This window comes from Pseudomonas sp. IT-232MI5, assembly GCF_949767845.1.
Classification (GTDB): domain Bacteria; phylum Pseudomonadota; class Gammaproteobacteria; order Pseudomonadales; family Pseudomonadaceae; genus Aquipseudomonas.
Window position 1 is genome coordinate 275,976 of record NZ_CATKQE010000061.1, and the last position, 15,693, is coordinate 291,668.

Genomic DNA, 15,693 nt, shown 5'->3' on the forward strand with positions numbered 1-15,693 from the left:
ACGCTGAAGATCCCAGCGGTACTTGCATCTTCCCACCCGCGCCCGCATAACTTAAGCCATGAATCTGCCCATCCCCACGGACGCGGCCCTGGCAGGCTTTCACCCCGCCGTCAGCGCCTGGTTCAGCAACACGTTCCCGACGGTCACCGCCGCCCAGGCGCGCGCATGGCCGTTGATCCGCCAGCGCCGTTCGACGCTGATCGCCGCGCCCACTGGCTCCGGCAAAACCCTCACCGCGTTTCTCGCCGTGCTCGACGACCTCGTCCACCGAGGCCTGGACAATCCCGACGGTCTACCCGACGAAACGCTGGTGGTCTACGTCTCGCCGCTGAAGGCGCTGTCCAACGACATTCGCATCAACCTGCAAAACCCGCTGGCAGGGATCACCGGACAACTGCGGCAGATGGGTCTGCCCGAGCTGCAAATCACCACCGCCGTGCGCACCGGTGACACCCCGCAGAAAGAACGTGCGGCCATGCGCAAATCGGCGCCGCACATTCTGGTGACCACGCCGGAATCACTCTACGTGCTGCTCGGATCCGAATCCGGACGGAAAATGCTCGGCACCACACGGACAGTGATCATCGATGAAATCCACGCGATGGCCGCTGGCAAACGCGGCAGTCATCTGGCCCTCAGTCTTGAACGCCTGCAGGCGTTGTGCGCCGAACCGCTGACCCGTATCGGTCTGTCCGCTACGCAGAAACCGGTCGAAGCCGTGGCGCAATTTCTTGTCGGCCATGAGCGTCCCTGCGAGATCATCGATATCGGCCACGCCCGGCCACGGGACCTTGGTATTGAGGTGCCGCCGGTGCCGTTGTCGGCAGTGATGGCCAACGACGTCTGGGAATTGGTCTACGACCGCCTCGCTGAACTCGCTCGCGAGCACCGCACCACGCTGATTTTCGTCAACACCCGGCGCCTCGCCGAGCGCCTGAGCCGGCACCTCAGCGAACGCCTCGGCAAGCACGCGGTGGCCGCGCATCACGGCAGTCTGGCCAAGGAGTTTCGCCTCGACGCCGAACAACGCCTCAAGCGCGGCGAACTGCAGGTATTGATCGCTACCGCCTCGCTGGAACTGGGCATCGATATCGGTGAAGTCGATCTGGTCTGCCAGATTGCTTCGCCGCGCTCCATCGCCGGGTTTCTGCAAAGGGTTGGCCGTTCCGGGCACCAGGTGGGCGGCACACCCAAGGGCCGATTGTTCGCCACCACCCGCGACGACCTGATCGAATGCGCCGCCCTGCTCGACTGCGTGCGCCGTGGCGAGCTCGATACCCTGCACATCCCCGAAGCGCCGCTGGATGTGCTGGCGCAGCAGATCATTGCCGAAGTCAGTTGTCAGGAATGGCCGGAGGACGCCTTACTGGCGATGTTCCGCCAAGCCTCGCCTTATCGCGACCTCGACGAAAAACACTATCAGGCCCTGCTGAGCATGCTCGCCGAAGGCTACAACGGTCGCCAAGGCATTCGCAGCGCGTACCTGCACCGCGACGCCGTCAGTCGCACCTTGCGTGGCCGTCGCGGTTCACAACTGACCGCCGTTACCAGCGGCGGCACCATTCCCGATAACGCCGACTACAGCGTCATGCTCGAACCGCAAGGCCTGAACATCGGCAGCGTCAACGAAGACTTCGCGGTGGAAAGCATCGCCGGCGATGTGTTCCAGCTTGGCAATACCTCCTACCGGATCCTGCGCGTGGAAACCGGCAAGGTGCGTGTCGAAGATGCCCACGGCCAGCCGCCGACCATTCCATTCTGGCTCGGCGAAGCGCCGGGGCGCAGCGATGAATTGTCATCCGCTGTCGCACGTCTGCAAGCACAACTCGACGAGCTACTAGGTGCCAGCCCCGGCGATCTGCAACCGGCGCTCGACTGGCTGACGCAGACCCTCGGCCTCAACCGCGCCAGCGCCGAACAACTGGTCGAATACCTCGCTCGCGCCCGGCAAACCCTCGGCGCCCTGCCTTCGCAGGACACGCTGCTGATGGAGCGGTTTTTCGACGAGTCCGGCGGCACCCAACTGATCATCCATTCACCGTTCGGCAGCCGCATCAACCGCGCCTGGGGCCTGGCCCTGCGCAAGCGTTTCTGTCGCACCTTCAACTTCGAATTGCAGGCTGCCGCCAGCGAGGACGCCATCGTGCTGTCGCTGTCCACCAGCCACAGCTTTGAACTCGACGATATCTGGCGTTACCTGCACAGCAACAGCGCCGAGCACATCCTCATTCAAGCGGTGCTTGATGCGCCGCTGTTCGGCGTGCGCTGGCGCTGGAACGCCGGGGTGGCGCTGGCGCTGCCGCGTTTCACCGGCGGGCGCAAAGTTGCGCCGCAGTTGCAGCGGATGAAAAGCGAAGACCTGATTGCCAGCGTGTTTCCCGATCAGATTGCCTGCCTGGAAAACCTCGCCGGTGAACGCGAAATTCCCGAGCATCCGTTGATCGAGCAGACACTGGACGATTGCCTGCATGAGGCGATGGACAGCGAAGGCTGGCTCAATCTGCTGCGGCGCATGGAGCGTGGCGAGGTGCGTTTGATCAGCCGCGACCTGCCGGCGCCCTCGCCGCTCGCCGCTGAAATTCTCAGTGCGCGGCCGTACACCTTTCTCGACGACGCACCGCTGGAAGAACGCCGTACTCAGGCGGTGATCAACCGGCGCTGGAGCGATCCGCAATCGACCGATGATCTCGGTGCACTGGATGCGGACGCGATTGCCGCCGCGCGTGAAGAAGCCTGGCCGACGCCGAACGCTGTGGACGAAATGCATGAGGCGCTGATGAGCCTGGCGTGCATCAGCGATGAGGAAGTGCAAGCGAACGAAGGCTGGCGCGCATGGCTGGAAACCCTGGCCCGCAGCGGGCGCGCCTGCCGTTTGCAGATCGACTCCGAGCATGGCTTGTGGCTGGCCCGCGAACGCCTGACCTGTCTGCAAGCGCTTTATCCACAGGCGATTCTGCAACCCGAGCTGGAGGCGTTGCCGGGATTCGCTGAAATCTGGACGTTCGATGCAGCACTGGTCGAGGTGATCCGCGCACGCCTCGGTGCCTTCGGACCACTGCCGTTATCCGCGATTGCCGAACCGCTCGCGCTGCCGACCGCTCAAGTCCATCAAACCCTCGCGCAACTGGAACGCGAAGGTTATGTGCTGCGCGGTCAGTTCACGCCCAAGGTCAACGTTGAAGAATGGTGCGAACGGCATCTGCTCGCGCGCATTCATCGCTACACGGTCAAGCGCCTGCGCCGGGAAATCGAGCCGGTGGCGTTGCAGGATTTCATGCGCTTTCTGTTCGACTGGCAGCATCTTTCGCCCGCGATTCGCGGTCAGGGCAGCGCCGTATTGCCTGCGATTGTCGGCCAGTTCGAAGGTTACGCGGCGGCGGCTTCGGCGTGGGACAGCGACCTTCTCCCGGCCCGTCTCAGGGACTATTCACCGAGCTGGCTGGATGACCTGTGCCGCAACGGCAAACTGGTGTGGATGCGCCTCAGTGCCCGGCAAAAAGTCAGTGGCACGGCATTGCGCAGCACGCCGATCGTGTTGCTGCCACGCAGTCAGGTCGGTTTGTGGAGCGCGTTGGCCGAACAGACCCCAGTGAGCGAACTCTCGCCGAAAACCCAGAAGGTATTTGAAGCTTTGAGTCAGCACGGTGCGCTGTTTTTCGATGAGCTGATTCATGAAGCGCACCTGCTGCGCACCGAGCTGGAGATCGCCTTGCAGGAGCTGGTCGGCGCCGGCCTGGTGAACGCCGACAGCTTCGCCGGCCTGCGCGCGTTGATCACCCCGGCAAGCAAGCGCCAGCAGCGCAGCAGTAGGCGTGGGCGCGGGGCGTTTATCGGTGGGATGGACGATGCCGGGCGCTGGGCGTTGTTGCGGCGTGGCGCGGCTGTGGATAACAGCGAGACGCTGGAGCACGTCGCGATGACCTTGTTGCGGCGCTATGGCGTGGTGTTCTGGCGCTTGCTGGAGCGCGAGGCGGACTGGTTGCCGAGTTGGCGAGAATTGCTGCGTACGTTTCATCGGCTGGAAGCGCGGGGCGAGATTCGTGGCGGGCGGTTTGTCAGTGGTTTGGCGGGGGAACAGTTTGCCTTGCCTGAGGCGATTCCGTTGTTGCGCGAAGTCCGTCGGCGGCCGCATGACGGCAGTCTGGTGGCAGTGTGTGGGGTTGATCCGCTGAATCTGGCCGGAACGTTATTGCCGGGGATGAAAGTGCCGGCGCTGGTGAGTAATCGGCTGGTGTATCGCGATGGTTTGCCAGTAGCGGCGGAGATTGCCGGCAAGCAACAATTCTGGCTGGAGCTGGATCAGATTGATATGGAGCAGGTGCGCAGCAAGCTGATCCGGCATTGAGGGTGACTGTTCTGGCCTCATCGCTGGCAAGCCAGCTCCCACAGTGATTTGTGGTATGCCTTCTATTCCAGCATCACCCAAAACCCTGTGGGAGCTGGCTTGCCAGCGATGAGGTCAGTATCAACACCAAAAAATCCACCGGTTAAGTCCGCGACTCCTGCGGCACCTCGCTCGCCACCACAGTCCCCTCCTGTTGCCGCTTTGGCAGCAAAACCTGCTGTGGATAAGTCTGCGCGAAATGTACGGTCGCGGTGTTATCCACAAGCTTCTTCAAACGCTGGTTGAATGCCCGGCTCACCGCATACTGCCCACCGGACACCGTGCGGAACTGCGCCGTCAGCACCACGCCGTTCAAATCCATCCTGTCCACGCCAAACACATCCAGCGGCCCTTGCAGGTTGTACTTGAGGAACGGGTCTTCGCGGATCGAATCACCGGTTTCTCGAATCAGCTCGATGGCTTTATCCACATCCGTGTCATAGGTGAACTGCACCGAGAAAAACGCAAACGCAAACTGCCGCGATTGGTTGGTCACTGCCTTGATCTGGCCGAACGGCACCGAGTGCACAAAACCTTTACCGTCACGCAGGCGCAGCGTGCGAATGGTCAGCCCTTCGACTGTACCGGCGTGCCCGGAATCGAGCACCACCCAATCGCCAATCGACAGGGTGTCTTCGATGATGATGAACAGCCCGGTGATCACGTCCTGCACCAGTTGCTGCGAGCCGAAACCGATGGCCAGACCGACCACCCCGGCACCGGCCAGCAATGGCGCGACGTTGATCCCCAGATTGGCCATGGTGGTGATCGCACAGATCACCACGAGGATGATTTTGATCGCGTTGCGCAGCAGCGGCAAAATGGTTTTTACCCGCGTACTCGGCTGGCGCGCCGCGCGTTTGCTGAGCGGCGGCTTCAGCGCTTCCTGGATCGCCGTGTCGAGTACCACCCACAACAACCACGTCACCAGGAAGATCAAACCAATGCTGCTTAACGCGTTGCTGATTGCTCTTCCGACCGTGCTGCTCTGGGCAAAATCGAGCAACGACACGCCCCAGATCCGTCCGAGAATATCGATGAAGGCAATGGCGATGACGATCCGCAGCAACGCGTGAAGCAGACTGAGAAAACGTTCCTTGTAGGCGCTGCTGCGCTGGATCGCTTCGGCCTTTCGTGACTTGAACAAGTGCTGCAGGATCGTGCTGAGGAATACCGTGCCGATTAACAAAACCGTGGTGAACAGCGCGCAGCGCAGGGCTTTCTGATTGTCCTCGCCGATACCGATCAGGTTGACCGCCGAGACCAGCACCATCAACACGATCGGCCAATACCACAGCCCGGAAAAGATCCGCAGCGATTCCTGCAACGAGGGTTGTTTCAAGCGCTGGCTCAGCGAACGATTGCGGATGAGATGCGCCACCGGGCGACGCAGGCGAATCACCAGCAGACCGAAAATCACCGAGGCGATCAGGCCGGTAAATACCGCGACGCTGCTGGTGATATTGCCGCCCAGTTGGCGGGCGATCTGCGGGCTGGTCAGCGCATCGCTGAGGGCTGCGAGAAAGCCGATCAGGAACAGCGGACGCGGGCAGTAATTACGGATGATCCGCGCCGCCGGGCGTTTGTGGCCGACGTTGAACATCACCACCACACACAACAACATCGAGGTGGAAAAGATGCCGCTGCTGGTGGCGTAGGCCAGACACAGCGCCAGCGCGCGTCCCACCGAGGCTTGCAGAAAATGGCTGACGTAGAGGGTCAGCGGCAGGCAGATCAGCGCTGGAATGGTGTAAGGCTGCAAGTAACCAATCAGATCCTGACTACGCTGACGGGTACGCAACCAGCGACCCTCGCGCAGGCGTTTGGTCAACAGGCTGCCGAGCACGGTGAGCAGCGCGAAACTGCCGAGCCAAGTGCCGGACAAAGAGAGGAAATCCCCGGCGACGCTCCAGCCCGAGCGATTCGACGGCTGGTTGACCAGTTTGTCCACTTCATCGGCGGCGCGATCAGCGCGCAGGCGCCAGGCATCGACCAGGTGTTCGTTGAGATCGAGTTTGTCTTGTACATCATCGATGCTCGAACTGATCGCACCGAGCAGCCCGCCCTGCACAATCGGTTCGGGTTTGGCCGCTTCTTCGGTGGCGGCCGGGACGCCCGGCAATGCGGCGGCGTCGATTTCACTGGCGCCGAGAAACAACAGTGCTCCCAGCAGAATAGCGATCCTGAACTTGCCCAAAACTCCGATCTCCCTTGGCTGAACCTGTAAGGAACTGATCAAGTTTTGTGTGGCAAGTTCAAGAGCCCCCTCACCCTAGCCCTCTCCCAGAGGGAGAGGGCTAGGGTGAGTTGCCTGATCCGGCTGCACCGATCTGAAAGTCCGGAGTCGAACTCAGACCCTGAAAACCATAAAAACCAGCTCCCTTCCCCCTTGCTTTTCGAACTCAAACCCTGAAAACCCTGAAGATCTGCTCCCATCCCCCTCGCCCCCTCTGGGGGAGAGGGTTGGGGTGAGGGGAGCGCTTTTGATCTTTGCCTTAAAGACGTGTGACCGTCCGTAATGCCATCGAAACTTTCCCGAACCGCGCGCAGTCATCAAAAGATACCGGCAACACGAGGACTTTCGACGGGAGGGTGGCATGGCAACGATTCACATCGGTATTTCCGGCTGGCGCTACGAACCGTGGCGCGGGGACTTCTACCCCAAGGGACTGGCGCAGAAACGCGAATTGCAGTTCGCTTCGCGGGCGCTCAACAGCATCGAAATCAATGGATCGTTCTACGCCCTGCAACGGCCGGAGCGCTATGCGCAGTGGTACGCCGAAACGCCCGACGACTTCGTCTTCAGCGTCAAGGCGCCGCGTTTCATCACCCACATCCGCCGCTTGCGCGAGATCGAAAAACCGTTGGCGAATTTCTTCGCCTCCGGGGTGCTGGAACTCAAAGAAAAACTCGGACCGATCCTTTGGCAGTTTCCGCCGAACTTCAAATTCGAGCCTGAGCGCTTTGAACATTTCCTCGCACTATTGCCCCACGACACCGAAGCCGCCGCCACCCTCGCCCATCAACACGACGCTCACCTGCACGGCCACGCCAGCATGAAGGCCTGGCGTAAAAAACCACTGCGCCACGCTGTGGAAATCCGCAACGAGAGCTTCATCGACCCCGAGTTCGTACGCTTGTTGAAGCGCCACAACACCGCGCTGGTGATCGCTGACACCGCGAACAAATGGCCGTACCGCGAAGACCTGACCAGCGACTTTGTCTACCTGCGCCTGCACGGCGCCGAAGAACTCTACGCCAGCGGCTACACCGCACCAGCCCTCAAGCGCTGGGCCGAACGCATCGACGCCTGGCACCACGGTGAGCAACCAAAAGACGCGCACCTGATCGCGCCACGCTTGAAGCCGCGCGCGCGCAAATCCCGTGAAGTGTTCTGCTATTTCGACAACGACATCAAAGTCCGCGCACCGTATGACGCGCGCAATCTGTTGCATCGTTTCGAGCTGGACAAGGACCTCGCCACCACCCCCGGCGAACCCGCTGGCGAAGGAGTGTTGGCATGAGCATTCCAGAACCGGTCGGCTTCACCGATGAAGGCTCGGTGGTCGCGCCCTCGGTCCGCACGTTCACCGTACTGACGGTCAATACTCACAAGGGTTTTACCGCACTGAATCGGCGCTTCATCCTGCCGGAACTGCGCGAAGCGGTGCGCAGCGTCGCGGCCGATGTGGTGTTTCTGCAGGAAGTCCACGGCACCCACGAGCATCATCCCAAGCGCTACAGCAACTGGCCGACAATGCCGCAGTACGAGTTTCTCGCCGACAGCCTGTGGCCGCAGTTCGCCTACGGGCGCAATGCGGTGTACCCGGAGGGCGATCACGGCAATGCGCTGCTGTCGAAATTCCAGATCATCCGCCACGACAATCTCGACGTGTCGATCAGCGGCCACGAAAACCGTGGACTGCTGCATTGCGTGTTGCGCCTGCCCGGTGATGGCACCGAAGTGCATGCGATCTGCGTGCATCTGGGCCTGCGCGAAAGTCATCGCAACGCGCAACTGGATTTGCTCATGCAACGCCTGGCGGAGTTGCCCAACGACGCGCCAGTAATCGTCGCCGGCGACTTCAACGACTGGCGCCAGCGCGCCGATGCACAACTCAAACCCTGCGGCTTGCGCGAAGTATTCGCCGAGCACCAGGGCAAACCGGCGCGCAGTTTTCCGGCACGTTTGCCGGCGCTGCGGCTCGATCGTATTTACGTACGCAACCTCAAGGCCAGCCAACCGAAGGTCCTGGCCAACCGTCCCTGGTCGCACCTTTCCGACCATGTCCCGTTATCGGTGGAGATCGAACTATGAGCAGCGCGCCGCTGGAGAAATCCGCCGTGGAACCGATCGCCATCAACCCGCCGATCCGTGAGCCCGGCCATGTTGATGTCGAGTACAGCTGGCAGGGCAACAACCGTGTGCAATTACTGGAAAACGGCGAGGAGTATTTCCCTCGTGTGTTCGAGGCGATGCGCGCGGCGAAGAGTGAAATCCTCCTCGAGACCTTTATCGTTTTCGAAGACAAGGTCGGTGCCGAGTTACAGGAGATTCTGATCGACGCTGCCCGGCGTGGCGTGCGCACCACGGTCAGCCTCGACGGCTTTGGTTGCGGCGAGTTGAGCACCGGTTATCTGACCGCGCTGAGCGAGGCCGGCGTGCATCTGCAAATCTTCGATCCGGCACCGAAACGCCTGGGCATTCGCACCAACTGGTTCCGGCGTTTGCACCGCAAGATTGTGGTGGTCGACGGCCTGATCGCGTTTATTGGCGGGATCAACTTTTCCGGCGATCACCTGGCCGATTTCGGCCCCGAAGCCAAGCAGGATTATTCGGTGGAAATTCAGGGCCCGGCGGTCGCCGACATCCATCATTTCGCCCTGCTGCAAAGTGGTCGGCCGGGCCGTGCGCGGTTCTGGTGGCAACGTCGGCGTCAACGTCGCGCGGAGATGGCTTTCGATGACCACAACGGTCAGGTGCGCCTGGTATTCCGCGACAACGACCAGCACCACTCCGATATCGAAGATGTGTATTTGCAGGTACTGCGCCGGGCCAAGCGCCGCGTGGTGATCGCCAACGCCTACTTCTTCCCCGGTTACCGTTTGCTGCGGGAAATCCGCAACGCGGCACGTCGCGGGGTCGAGGTGCGCCTGATTCTGCAGGGTCAACCGGACATGCTGGTGGCCAAACTGGCGGCGCGCATGACCTACGACTACTTGCTCAAGGCCGGCGTGCAAATCCACGAATATTGCCAGCGCCCGCTGCACGGCAAAGTGGCGCTGGTCGACGAAGAATGGAGCACGGTCGGCTCGAGCAATCTCGACCCGCTGAGCCTGTCGCTGAATCTGGAAGCCAATGTGCTGATCCGCGACCGCGCTTTCAATCAGCATTTGTTCGAACGCCTCGACGACCTCAGCCAGAACCACTGCAAAGCCATGGACGCCAGCAAGTCCCCGCGTGGGCGCATCTGGCACATGACCGTAGGGTTTCTGGTGTTCCACTTTCTGCGGCATTTCCCGGCGATGGCCGGATGGTTGCCAGCACATAAACCACGGCTCAAGCCATTTCGAGGGAACACGCCATGAGCCACTCCGAAGCGCACCCGAGCGGCCATGCGGCGCCAGCCACCCATTCGAAATGGAGTCGCTGGAAGCGCCCGTTGACCCTGCTGTTTTTCCTCGCGCTGATTGTCTTGCTGACGATGTTCGCCACGCGCATCGAATGGGCCGAAGTCCTGCAAACCCTGGCCGACTTCAAGGTGCGCACGTTGATCATCGCCGCTGGCGTGACTTTGCTGAGCTTTCTCACCTACGCCAGTTTTGACCTGATCGGCCGCACTTACATTCGTCAGGACCTGACCTGGAAACAGATTCTGCCGGTGGGGATCATCAGCTATGCGTTCAACTTGAATCTGAGCGCGTGGGTGGGCGGCATCGCCATGCGTTATCGGCTGTATTCGCGTCTTGGCGTGAGCAAAAGCAACATCGCCAAGATCCTCGGTTTGAGCCTGGCGACCAATTGGTTTGGCTACATGACCATTGCCGGCGTGGTGTTCAGCAGTGGATTGGTGACAATGCCACCGGGCTGGAAAATCAGCAGCAGTGCGCTGCAAGGCATCGGCGTTCTGCTGCTGTTGATCAGCGTCGGCTATCTGGCCGCTTGTCAGTTTTCCAAACGCCGCGAGTGGTCGATCCGCGGCGTGGAAATCAACCTGCCGTCATTGCGCATGGCGGTCTTGCAACTACTGCTGGGCGCGTTGAACTGGTCGCTGATGGCGGCGGTGATTTTCACCTTGCTGCCGAGCAAACTGGATTATCCGTTGGTGCTGGGCGTGTTGTTGATCAGCGCGATTGCCGGGGTCATTACGCATATTCCGGCGGGCCTTGGGGTGCTGGAGGCGGTGTTTGTGGCGTTGCTGCAACACGAGGCTTCACGCGGCAGTCTGGTGGCGGGATTGCTGGCGTATCGGGCAATTTATTTTCTGTTGCCGTTGTTGATCACGGTGGTGATGTATCTGGTGGTTGAGGCCAAGGCGAAGGCGCTTCGGATCGAGAAAAACCCCTCTTGAGTTAGTTTTTGAATTCGAAATCGCTATCGCGAGCAGGCTCACTCCTACAAGTGAACGCATTCCAAAATGTAGGAGTGAGCCTGCTCGCGATAGCGTTCGAAAGAACACTAAAAAATCATGCTGATTGAATAATGCTCAACCGCTCGCCCACAACCATCTCGGTAATCCAGTCCACCAGAATCGAGGTGTAAGCCTGCTGCGACACCGGCTCGCTCAACGCATGATCGGCGCCGTCGATAATCCGGTGCGTCAACGAATGCGTCTGCTGGCACGCCGCGCGGTAACTCATGATCGCCGCGTGGGGCACGTAGTCATCGGTTTCCGACTCCACCAGCAACACATCCCCGGTGAATTGCGAACACGCATGCAGCGCCCGATTGGTGTCCGCGCGCACCAGCGTGCTGCGGTAATCACGCAAATCGGCCTTGTCCAGCTCACGCTTGGGCGTATGCCATTGCTCGTCGCGATACAGCGCCGGAACGCGCAACGCCAGCCAGCGCACCGGGCGCAGCGAGGTGAGGATCGCCGCCAGGTAACCGCCATAACTGGTGCCGACCACGGCGATCGCCGAGGTATCGAGTGCTGGATGCGCGAGCAAGCGGTCATAGGCCGCGAGCAAATCACGCAGGTTATCTTCGCGGGTAACGCGGGTCAGCGGAATCCCGGTGCCGCCGGTATGCCCGCGCAAGTCGAAGGTCAGGCACACACAACCTAGACCGGCAATGCCTTTGGCGCGCTCAAGGTCGCGCTCCTGACTACCGCCCCAACCATGTACAAACAACACCCCCGGCACTTTCGATTTGGGACTGAGAAAGGTCCCGCTCATCTGTTCATCATCAATGTCGATTTGAATGCTTTCGCTTCTAGCCGTCATAGGATTTGACCGTTACGTATTTGAGGAGAAATTCGCTGTTCTCAGCCGGGCCGCGATAGACCTCGATGGCGTCCGCCGGCAGCGGCTGATCGATATAGGTTTCCACCGATGACACGCGAATCGCACGCATCCCCGGATCGTTGACGAAGCTTTGCAACGCCGCGACTTCAGCACTGCTGGCGCCGCCCATGCGCCAGGATTGTTCGAGCACGCCGCTGCGGGATTTACCGTTGCTGTCCAGGCCCTGGGCGATGTCATAGTTGCGTCGTGAGGCGTAGAAACGCGGGTAAGCCTCATCGGCGGCAGCGTCGAAAACCTGCGCCTGCTCAATGGCCAGACGCACATCGTCGGGCAGGTTCAACTTCAGCAGTTCGTCATAATCACCCTGCACCACCAGCAGATTCGAGCCGCCGTAGACCTCTTCGCCGTGGGCATCCTTGGTCAAGTATTGATCACCGCAGTAACTCAGCACCTTATCGCCGATGAATGACTGGCCGACGCTGTGGGTGACCACGTCGCTCAAGTCCTGTTCCAGCACCACACCCTCACTGAACTGTTTTTCAATGTCAGGGCGGGCAAGAATGTCGTCGAAGGCATCAAGGCTCTTGATCACTTCCTGGCCACGACCGGCGCAGGCGTGAACCGGCTTCAAGCGGATCGGGCCGTTGTACAGTAAGTGCTCGGCAGCGGGCCGCGCGTCTTCCAGCGCAAAAACGCTGAGGCCATCAAGGACCACGTTACGCACGCGCTCGGAAAACAATGGCGACCAGCCTTGCGGCGCGTGCGCCAGATGACTGCGCAGGCCGTGGCTGATGGCTTTGGTGCAGATGAAGTCGTGCTCGACGAACCCGCCCCACAGATCCTCCGGTCCCTTGATACCGAGTGCGTGAGCGCTGGCCGGGCCGACAATGGTTTGCGTCGGCAGTAAATACAGATCACGACCCTGGTGTTTTTCAGCGTCATAGCTGCCGCCGAACTTGCACCCGAGAATCTGCGCCAGCCAGCGGGCCAGCGCTTTGTTGGTCTGTACTTCATGTTGTGGCGCGTCGGGGCGCACCGAGTGGGCGACGACGATTTTCCTGCGGGGTGTCGGGGTCATGCGTTCCCCTTCCATCGGTTCGATGACTGTAGCGGTGAGAGGTGCAGAGATCAGGCCAATGACCGATCTCCGAAAATTCTAGGCCAATCAGAAACTTGCCAGAATCGTGCTGGCACCACGCCTGTTTCAATCTGCACGACCGCGCGCAAAACCCCGGCAATTTGCACGATCTATAGTCCTGTGGAGTTCAATGTGGGAGCTAGCCTGCTCGCGAAGGCGTCGTGTCAGTCGACATCAAACTTACAGCCCCCACCGCTTGCGCGAGCAGGCTCGCTCCCACATTAGGTGTTCGCCGGTTTAGGGTTTGGGGTCACACCAAACCGCGCCCGGTAATCACTTGGCGCCAGTCCGGTAATCTTCTTGAATATCGCGCGAAACGCCCCCGGATCCTGATACCCGACTGTCCAGGCAATGTGATCGATCGTGCCATTGCTGAACTCGAGCATTTCCCGTGCCTTGCCCACCCGCAAATGCTGGCAGTACTCGGTCGGTTTCAACCCGCTCGCCGCGCGGAACCGCCGTAGAAATGTGCGCTCTTCCAACCCCGCCCGCTCCGCCATTGCCGCCAGGGAAACATCCGTCGCACCGGTGCTTTGCAGCCAATGTTGAACCTTGAGAATCGCCGCATCGCCATGACCGAGAATCGGCGCGAAATTGCTGCCGCATTCACTGGCGCTGTCACTGTGTTCCACCACCAGAAAGCGCGCGGTGCTGGTGGCGATGCTCGGTCCGAGCAACCTGTCGACCAGGCGTAATCCCAGTTCCGACCAAGCCATCAATCCGGCCGTGGTGATCAGGTCGCCGTCATCGACAATCGGCGTATCAGCCTTGAGCTTGATTTTCGGGTAACACTCGGCGAAAGCCTTGGCAGAGGTCCAGTGAGTGGTGGCGCTACGGCCGTCGAGCAAGCCGCTTTCGGCGAGCAGCAGCGAGCCTACGCAAACTCCGCCAAGCGTCGCACCGCGGGCATGCTGATCACGCAACCATTGCGTCAGACCGACCGGCATTTGCGCCGCCGAAAAACCGCCGATCGATGGCGGAATCAGCACCGCCAGCAAAGCGCTGTCGTGCCCTGGATGGCTGGCGTAAATCCGCGTTGGCGACTGATCACCTTCGACCTGCCAATGACTGACCCGCAGCACTGGCAATTGCGCAGCCTGATGTTCGGCGGCAATCCGGTTGGCCACCGTAAACAGATCGGTCAATCCATGCACCGCCGCCATCTGCGCGCCGGGATAGATCAGCACGCCCAATTCAGCGACGGCGGCCCTTTCTGCGCCCATTGTCAGTTTTCCCCTGTCTATTGTCGGTGCGGCCAATCCTCGAAGCGCTGACCAGGGCCAATACTGAAGCCACTTCCAGCCAATACATCGAGGACACCCCCATGGCCAAGCAAGCGCTCATCGTAGTCGATATCCAGAACGACTACTTCCCCCAAGGCAAGTGGCCGCTGGCCGGTGCTGATGCCGCCGCCGACAACGCCGCCCGGCTGATAGCCGCGTTCCGCGAGGCCGGCGATTCGGTGGTACACATTCGCCACGAATTCACCTCAGCGGACGCGCCGTTTTTCACCCCGGGCTCCGAGGGCGCCAAGCTGCATCCAAAGGTACTCAACCGTGCCGATGAACCGGTGGTGCTAAAGCACTTCGTCAACTCGTTCCGCGAAACCGAACTGCAAGCGATCCTCAACCAACAAGGCATCAAGGAACTGGTGGTGGTCGGCAGCATGAGCCACATGTGCGTTGACGGCATCACCCGTGCGGCGGCGGATCTGGGTTATGCCGTCACGGTGATTCACGACGCCTGCGCCAGCCGCGATCTGGAGTTCAATGGCCTGACGGTGCCGGCCGCCCACGTCCACGCCGCGTTCATGTCAGCGCTGGGTTTTGCCTACGCCAGCGTGGTATCCACTGACGAATTCCTCGCCGCCACGCGCTGAGTAATATCCTGCAAGAAATCCGGGCCCGCGCTGCAGCGGGCCTTTTTTCGTCTGTCATAAAAATCTCACGCGTGAGCCATTGATGGCACTTTGAATTGGTTGTAGTGTGGCTCACGCGTGAGATGTCCATAACCGAGCTACTGCCATGAAAAGCCGTTCCCCCACCGCGAAGTCAGAGAGCCCCAAGGGAGAGCGCGCGAAACCGTCGGCGAAAAAACCGTCGAGCTTCTATATGAAGCAGATGCGCGCAGGCCTGGCCGCTGCCGGTTATGTGAAACACGAAACTTGGGTGCTTCCCGAAAACCGAAGCTTGCTCAAGCAAATGGAGCAACAGCTACGCCAACCGATTCTGGCTGGCTCTTTCATGTCGGAGAATTACATGAGCGCAGGCAACAACTGGACCATCGATAGCCTCTTCAACGCCCTCAAGGCACTGGACGAGGTGGCTTCGCAAGAGATCACGCTGTCGCTGATCCAGAGCTCCGAACCCAGCATCAAGCTGGAAATGAACGAATTCGGCGGTCTGCCGATTCACATCGCTCTGGCCGGCCAGCAGATCATCGTCGACACCGTGCTGGTGGACATCGATTCGATCAGCGACGTGCACGCCTTCAACGATGCCGTGTTGCGCAGCCGGGAAATGTTCCCGCTGTCGTCGATCGGTATCGAGTCGATGCCGAATGGGCAGACCGTTTACAACATGTTTGGCGCCCTCAGCGCCGACTCGAGCCTGACCAACGTCGTCACCGAGGTGAAAACTCTGGTCGACAACGTGCAGCGCGCGAGCGAAGCCTTCGAACACTTCTTCAAGTAATCAACAGGGAA

Annotated in this window: 11 protein-coding genes; 7 read left to right on the plus strand and 4 right to left on the minus strand. The window is 60.6% G+C overall.

The features are described 5' to 3' along the window. Positions 1–58: 58 nt before the first annotated feature. Positions 59–4,345, plus strand: coding sequence for a DEAD/DEAH box helicase (locus tag ACM6JQ_RS29205; protein WP_414895102.1), 4,287 nt, complete (start codon positions 59–61; stop codon positions 4,343–4,345). 142 nt (positions 4,346–4,487) lie between these two features. On the opposite strand, the gene ACM6JQ_RS29210 is transcribed toward ACM6JQ_RS29205, so the two are convergent. Continuing rightward, positions 4,488–6,581 carry a mechanosensitive ion channel family protein gene (locus ACM6JQ_RS29210; protein ID WP_414895103.1) on the minus strand — a complete coding sequence of 698 codons (2,094 nt, stop codon included), beginning with the start codon at positions 6,579–6,581 and terminating at the stop codon, positions 4,488–4,490. A gap of 400 nt (positions 6,582–6,981) precedes the next feature. Between ACM6JQ_RS29210 and ACM6JQ_RS29215 the strand changes: the two genes are divergently transcribed. Genes ACM6JQ_RS29215 through ACM6JQ_RS29230 form a run of 4 tightly spaced genes read left to right on the plus strand, consistent with a single transcriptional unit; the run spans position 6,982 to position 10,956 of the window. Beyond that, entirely contained in the window at positions 6,982–7,908 is a 927-nt protein-coding gene (locus tag ACM6JQ_RS29215; RefSeq protein WP_007917195.1) for a DUF72 domain-containing protein, read from the plus strand. Next, the gene (locus ACM6JQ_RS29220; RefSeq protein WP_007917196.1) at positions 7,905–8,702 is read left to right on the plus strand and encodes an endonuclease/exonuclease/phosphatase family protein; all 798 of its coding nucleotides are present in this window, start codon (positions 7,905–7,907) and stop codon (positions 8,700–8,702) included. Before ACM6JQ_RS29215 ends, ACM6JQ_RS29220 begins: the two co-directional genes overlap by 4 nt. After that, positions 8,699–9,973, plus strand: a complete 1,275-nt coding sequence (gene clsB / locus ACM6JQ_RS29225) for a cardiolipin synthase ClsB (protein ID WP_414895104.1) — start codon at positions 8,699–8,701, stop codon at positions 9,971–9,973. Before ACM6JQ_RS29220 ends, clsB begins: the two co-directional genes overlap by 4 nt. Beyond that, positions 9,970–10,956, plus strand: a complete 987-nt coding sequence (locus ACM6JQ_RS29230) for a lysylphosphatidylglycerol synthase domain-containing protein (RefSeq protein WP_007917199.1) — start codon at positions 9,970–9,972, stop codon at positions 10,954–10,956. Before clsB ends, ACM6JQ_RS29230 begins: the two co-directional genes overlap by 4 nt. Before the next feature lie 115 nt (positions 10,957–11,071). On the opposite strand, the gene ACM6JQ_RS29235 is transcribed toward ACM6JQ_RS29230, so the two are convergent. From ACM6JQ_RS29235 to ACM6JQ_RS29245, 3 genes are all read right to left on the minus strand, one after another. Next, entirely contained in the window at positions 11,072–11,830 is a 759-nt protein-coding gene (locus ACM6JQ_RS29235) for an alpha/beta hydrolase family protein (RefSeq protein ID WP_007917206.1), read from the minus strand. After that, a complete protein-coding gene (locus tag ACM6JQ_RS29240; protein ID WP_007917207.1) occupies positions 11,820–12,929 on the minus strand; it encodes a DUF3182 family protein in 1,110 nt (369 codons plus the stop codon). Before ACM6JQ_RS29240 ends, ACM6JQ_RS29235 begins: the two co-directional genes overlap by 11 nt. Positions 12,930–13,210: 281 nt before the next feature. Beyond that, complete coding sequence (locus tag ACM6JQ_RS29245) at positions 13,211–14,212, minus strand: GlxA family transcriptional regulator (protein ID WP_414895105.1); 1,002 nt, start codon at positions 14,210–14,212, stop codon at positions 13,211–13,213. Positions 14,213–14,313: 101 nt separating this feature from the next. On the opposite strand from ACM6JQ_RS29245, the gene ACM6JQ_RS29250 reads away from it, so the two are divergent. Beyond that, positions 14,314–14,868, plus strand: coding sequence for a cysteine hydrolase family protein (locus ACM6JQ_RS29250; RefSeq protein ID WP_123375841.1), 555 nt, complete (start codon positions 14,314–14,316; stop codon positions 14,866–14,868). A gap of 145 nt (positions 14,869–15,013) precedes the next feature. Beyond that, a complete protein-coding gene (locus tag ACM6JQ_RS29255; protein WP_007917215.1) occupies positions 15,014–15,682 on the plus strand; it encodes a YjfI family protein in 669 nt (222 codons plus the stop codon). Positions 15,683–15,693: the final 11 nt, after the last annotated feature.

Coding starts and splice junctions, on each gene's coding strand:
- ACM6JQ_RS29230 (WP_007917199.1), top strand. CDS start 9,970: ATGAGCCACTCCGAAGCGCACCCGAGCGGCCATGCGGCGCCAGCCACC.
- ACM6JQ_RS29240 (WP_007917207.1), bottom strand. CDS start 12,929: ATGACCCCGACACCCCGCAGGAAAATCGTCGTCGCCCACTCGGTGCGC.
- ACM6JQ_RS29220 (WP_007917196.1), top strand. CDS start 7,905: ATGAGCATTCCAGAACCGGTCGGCTTCACCGATGAAGGCTCGGTGGTC.
- clsB (WP_414895104.1), top strand. CDS start 8,699: ATGAGCAGCGCGCCGCTGGAGAAATCCGCCGTGGAACCGATCGCCATC.
- ACM6JQ_RS29255 (WP_007917215.1), top strand. CDS start 15,014: ATGAAAAGCCGTTCCCCCACCGCGAAGTCAGAGAGCCCCAAGGGAGAG.
- ACM6JQ_RS29235 (WP_007917206.1), bottom strand. CDS start 11,830: ATGACGGCTAGAAGCGAAAGCATTCAAATCGACATTGATGATGAACAG.
- ACM6JQ_RS29245 (WP_414895105.1), bottom strand. CDS start 14,212: ATGGGCGCAGAAAGGGCCGCCGTCGCTGAATTGGGCGTGCTGATCTAT.
- ACM6JQ_RS29205 (WP_414895102.1), top strand. CDS start 59: ATGAATCTGCCCATCCCCACGGACGCGGCCCTGGCAGGCTTTCACCCC.
- ACM6JQ_RS29215 (WP_007917195.1), top strand. CDS start 6,982: ATGGCAACGATTCACATCGGTATTTCCGGCTGGCGCTACGAACCGTGG.
- ACM6JQ_RS29250 (WP_123375841.1), top strand. CDS start 14,314: ATGGCCAAGCAAGCGCTCATCGTAGTCGATATCCAGAACGACTACTTC.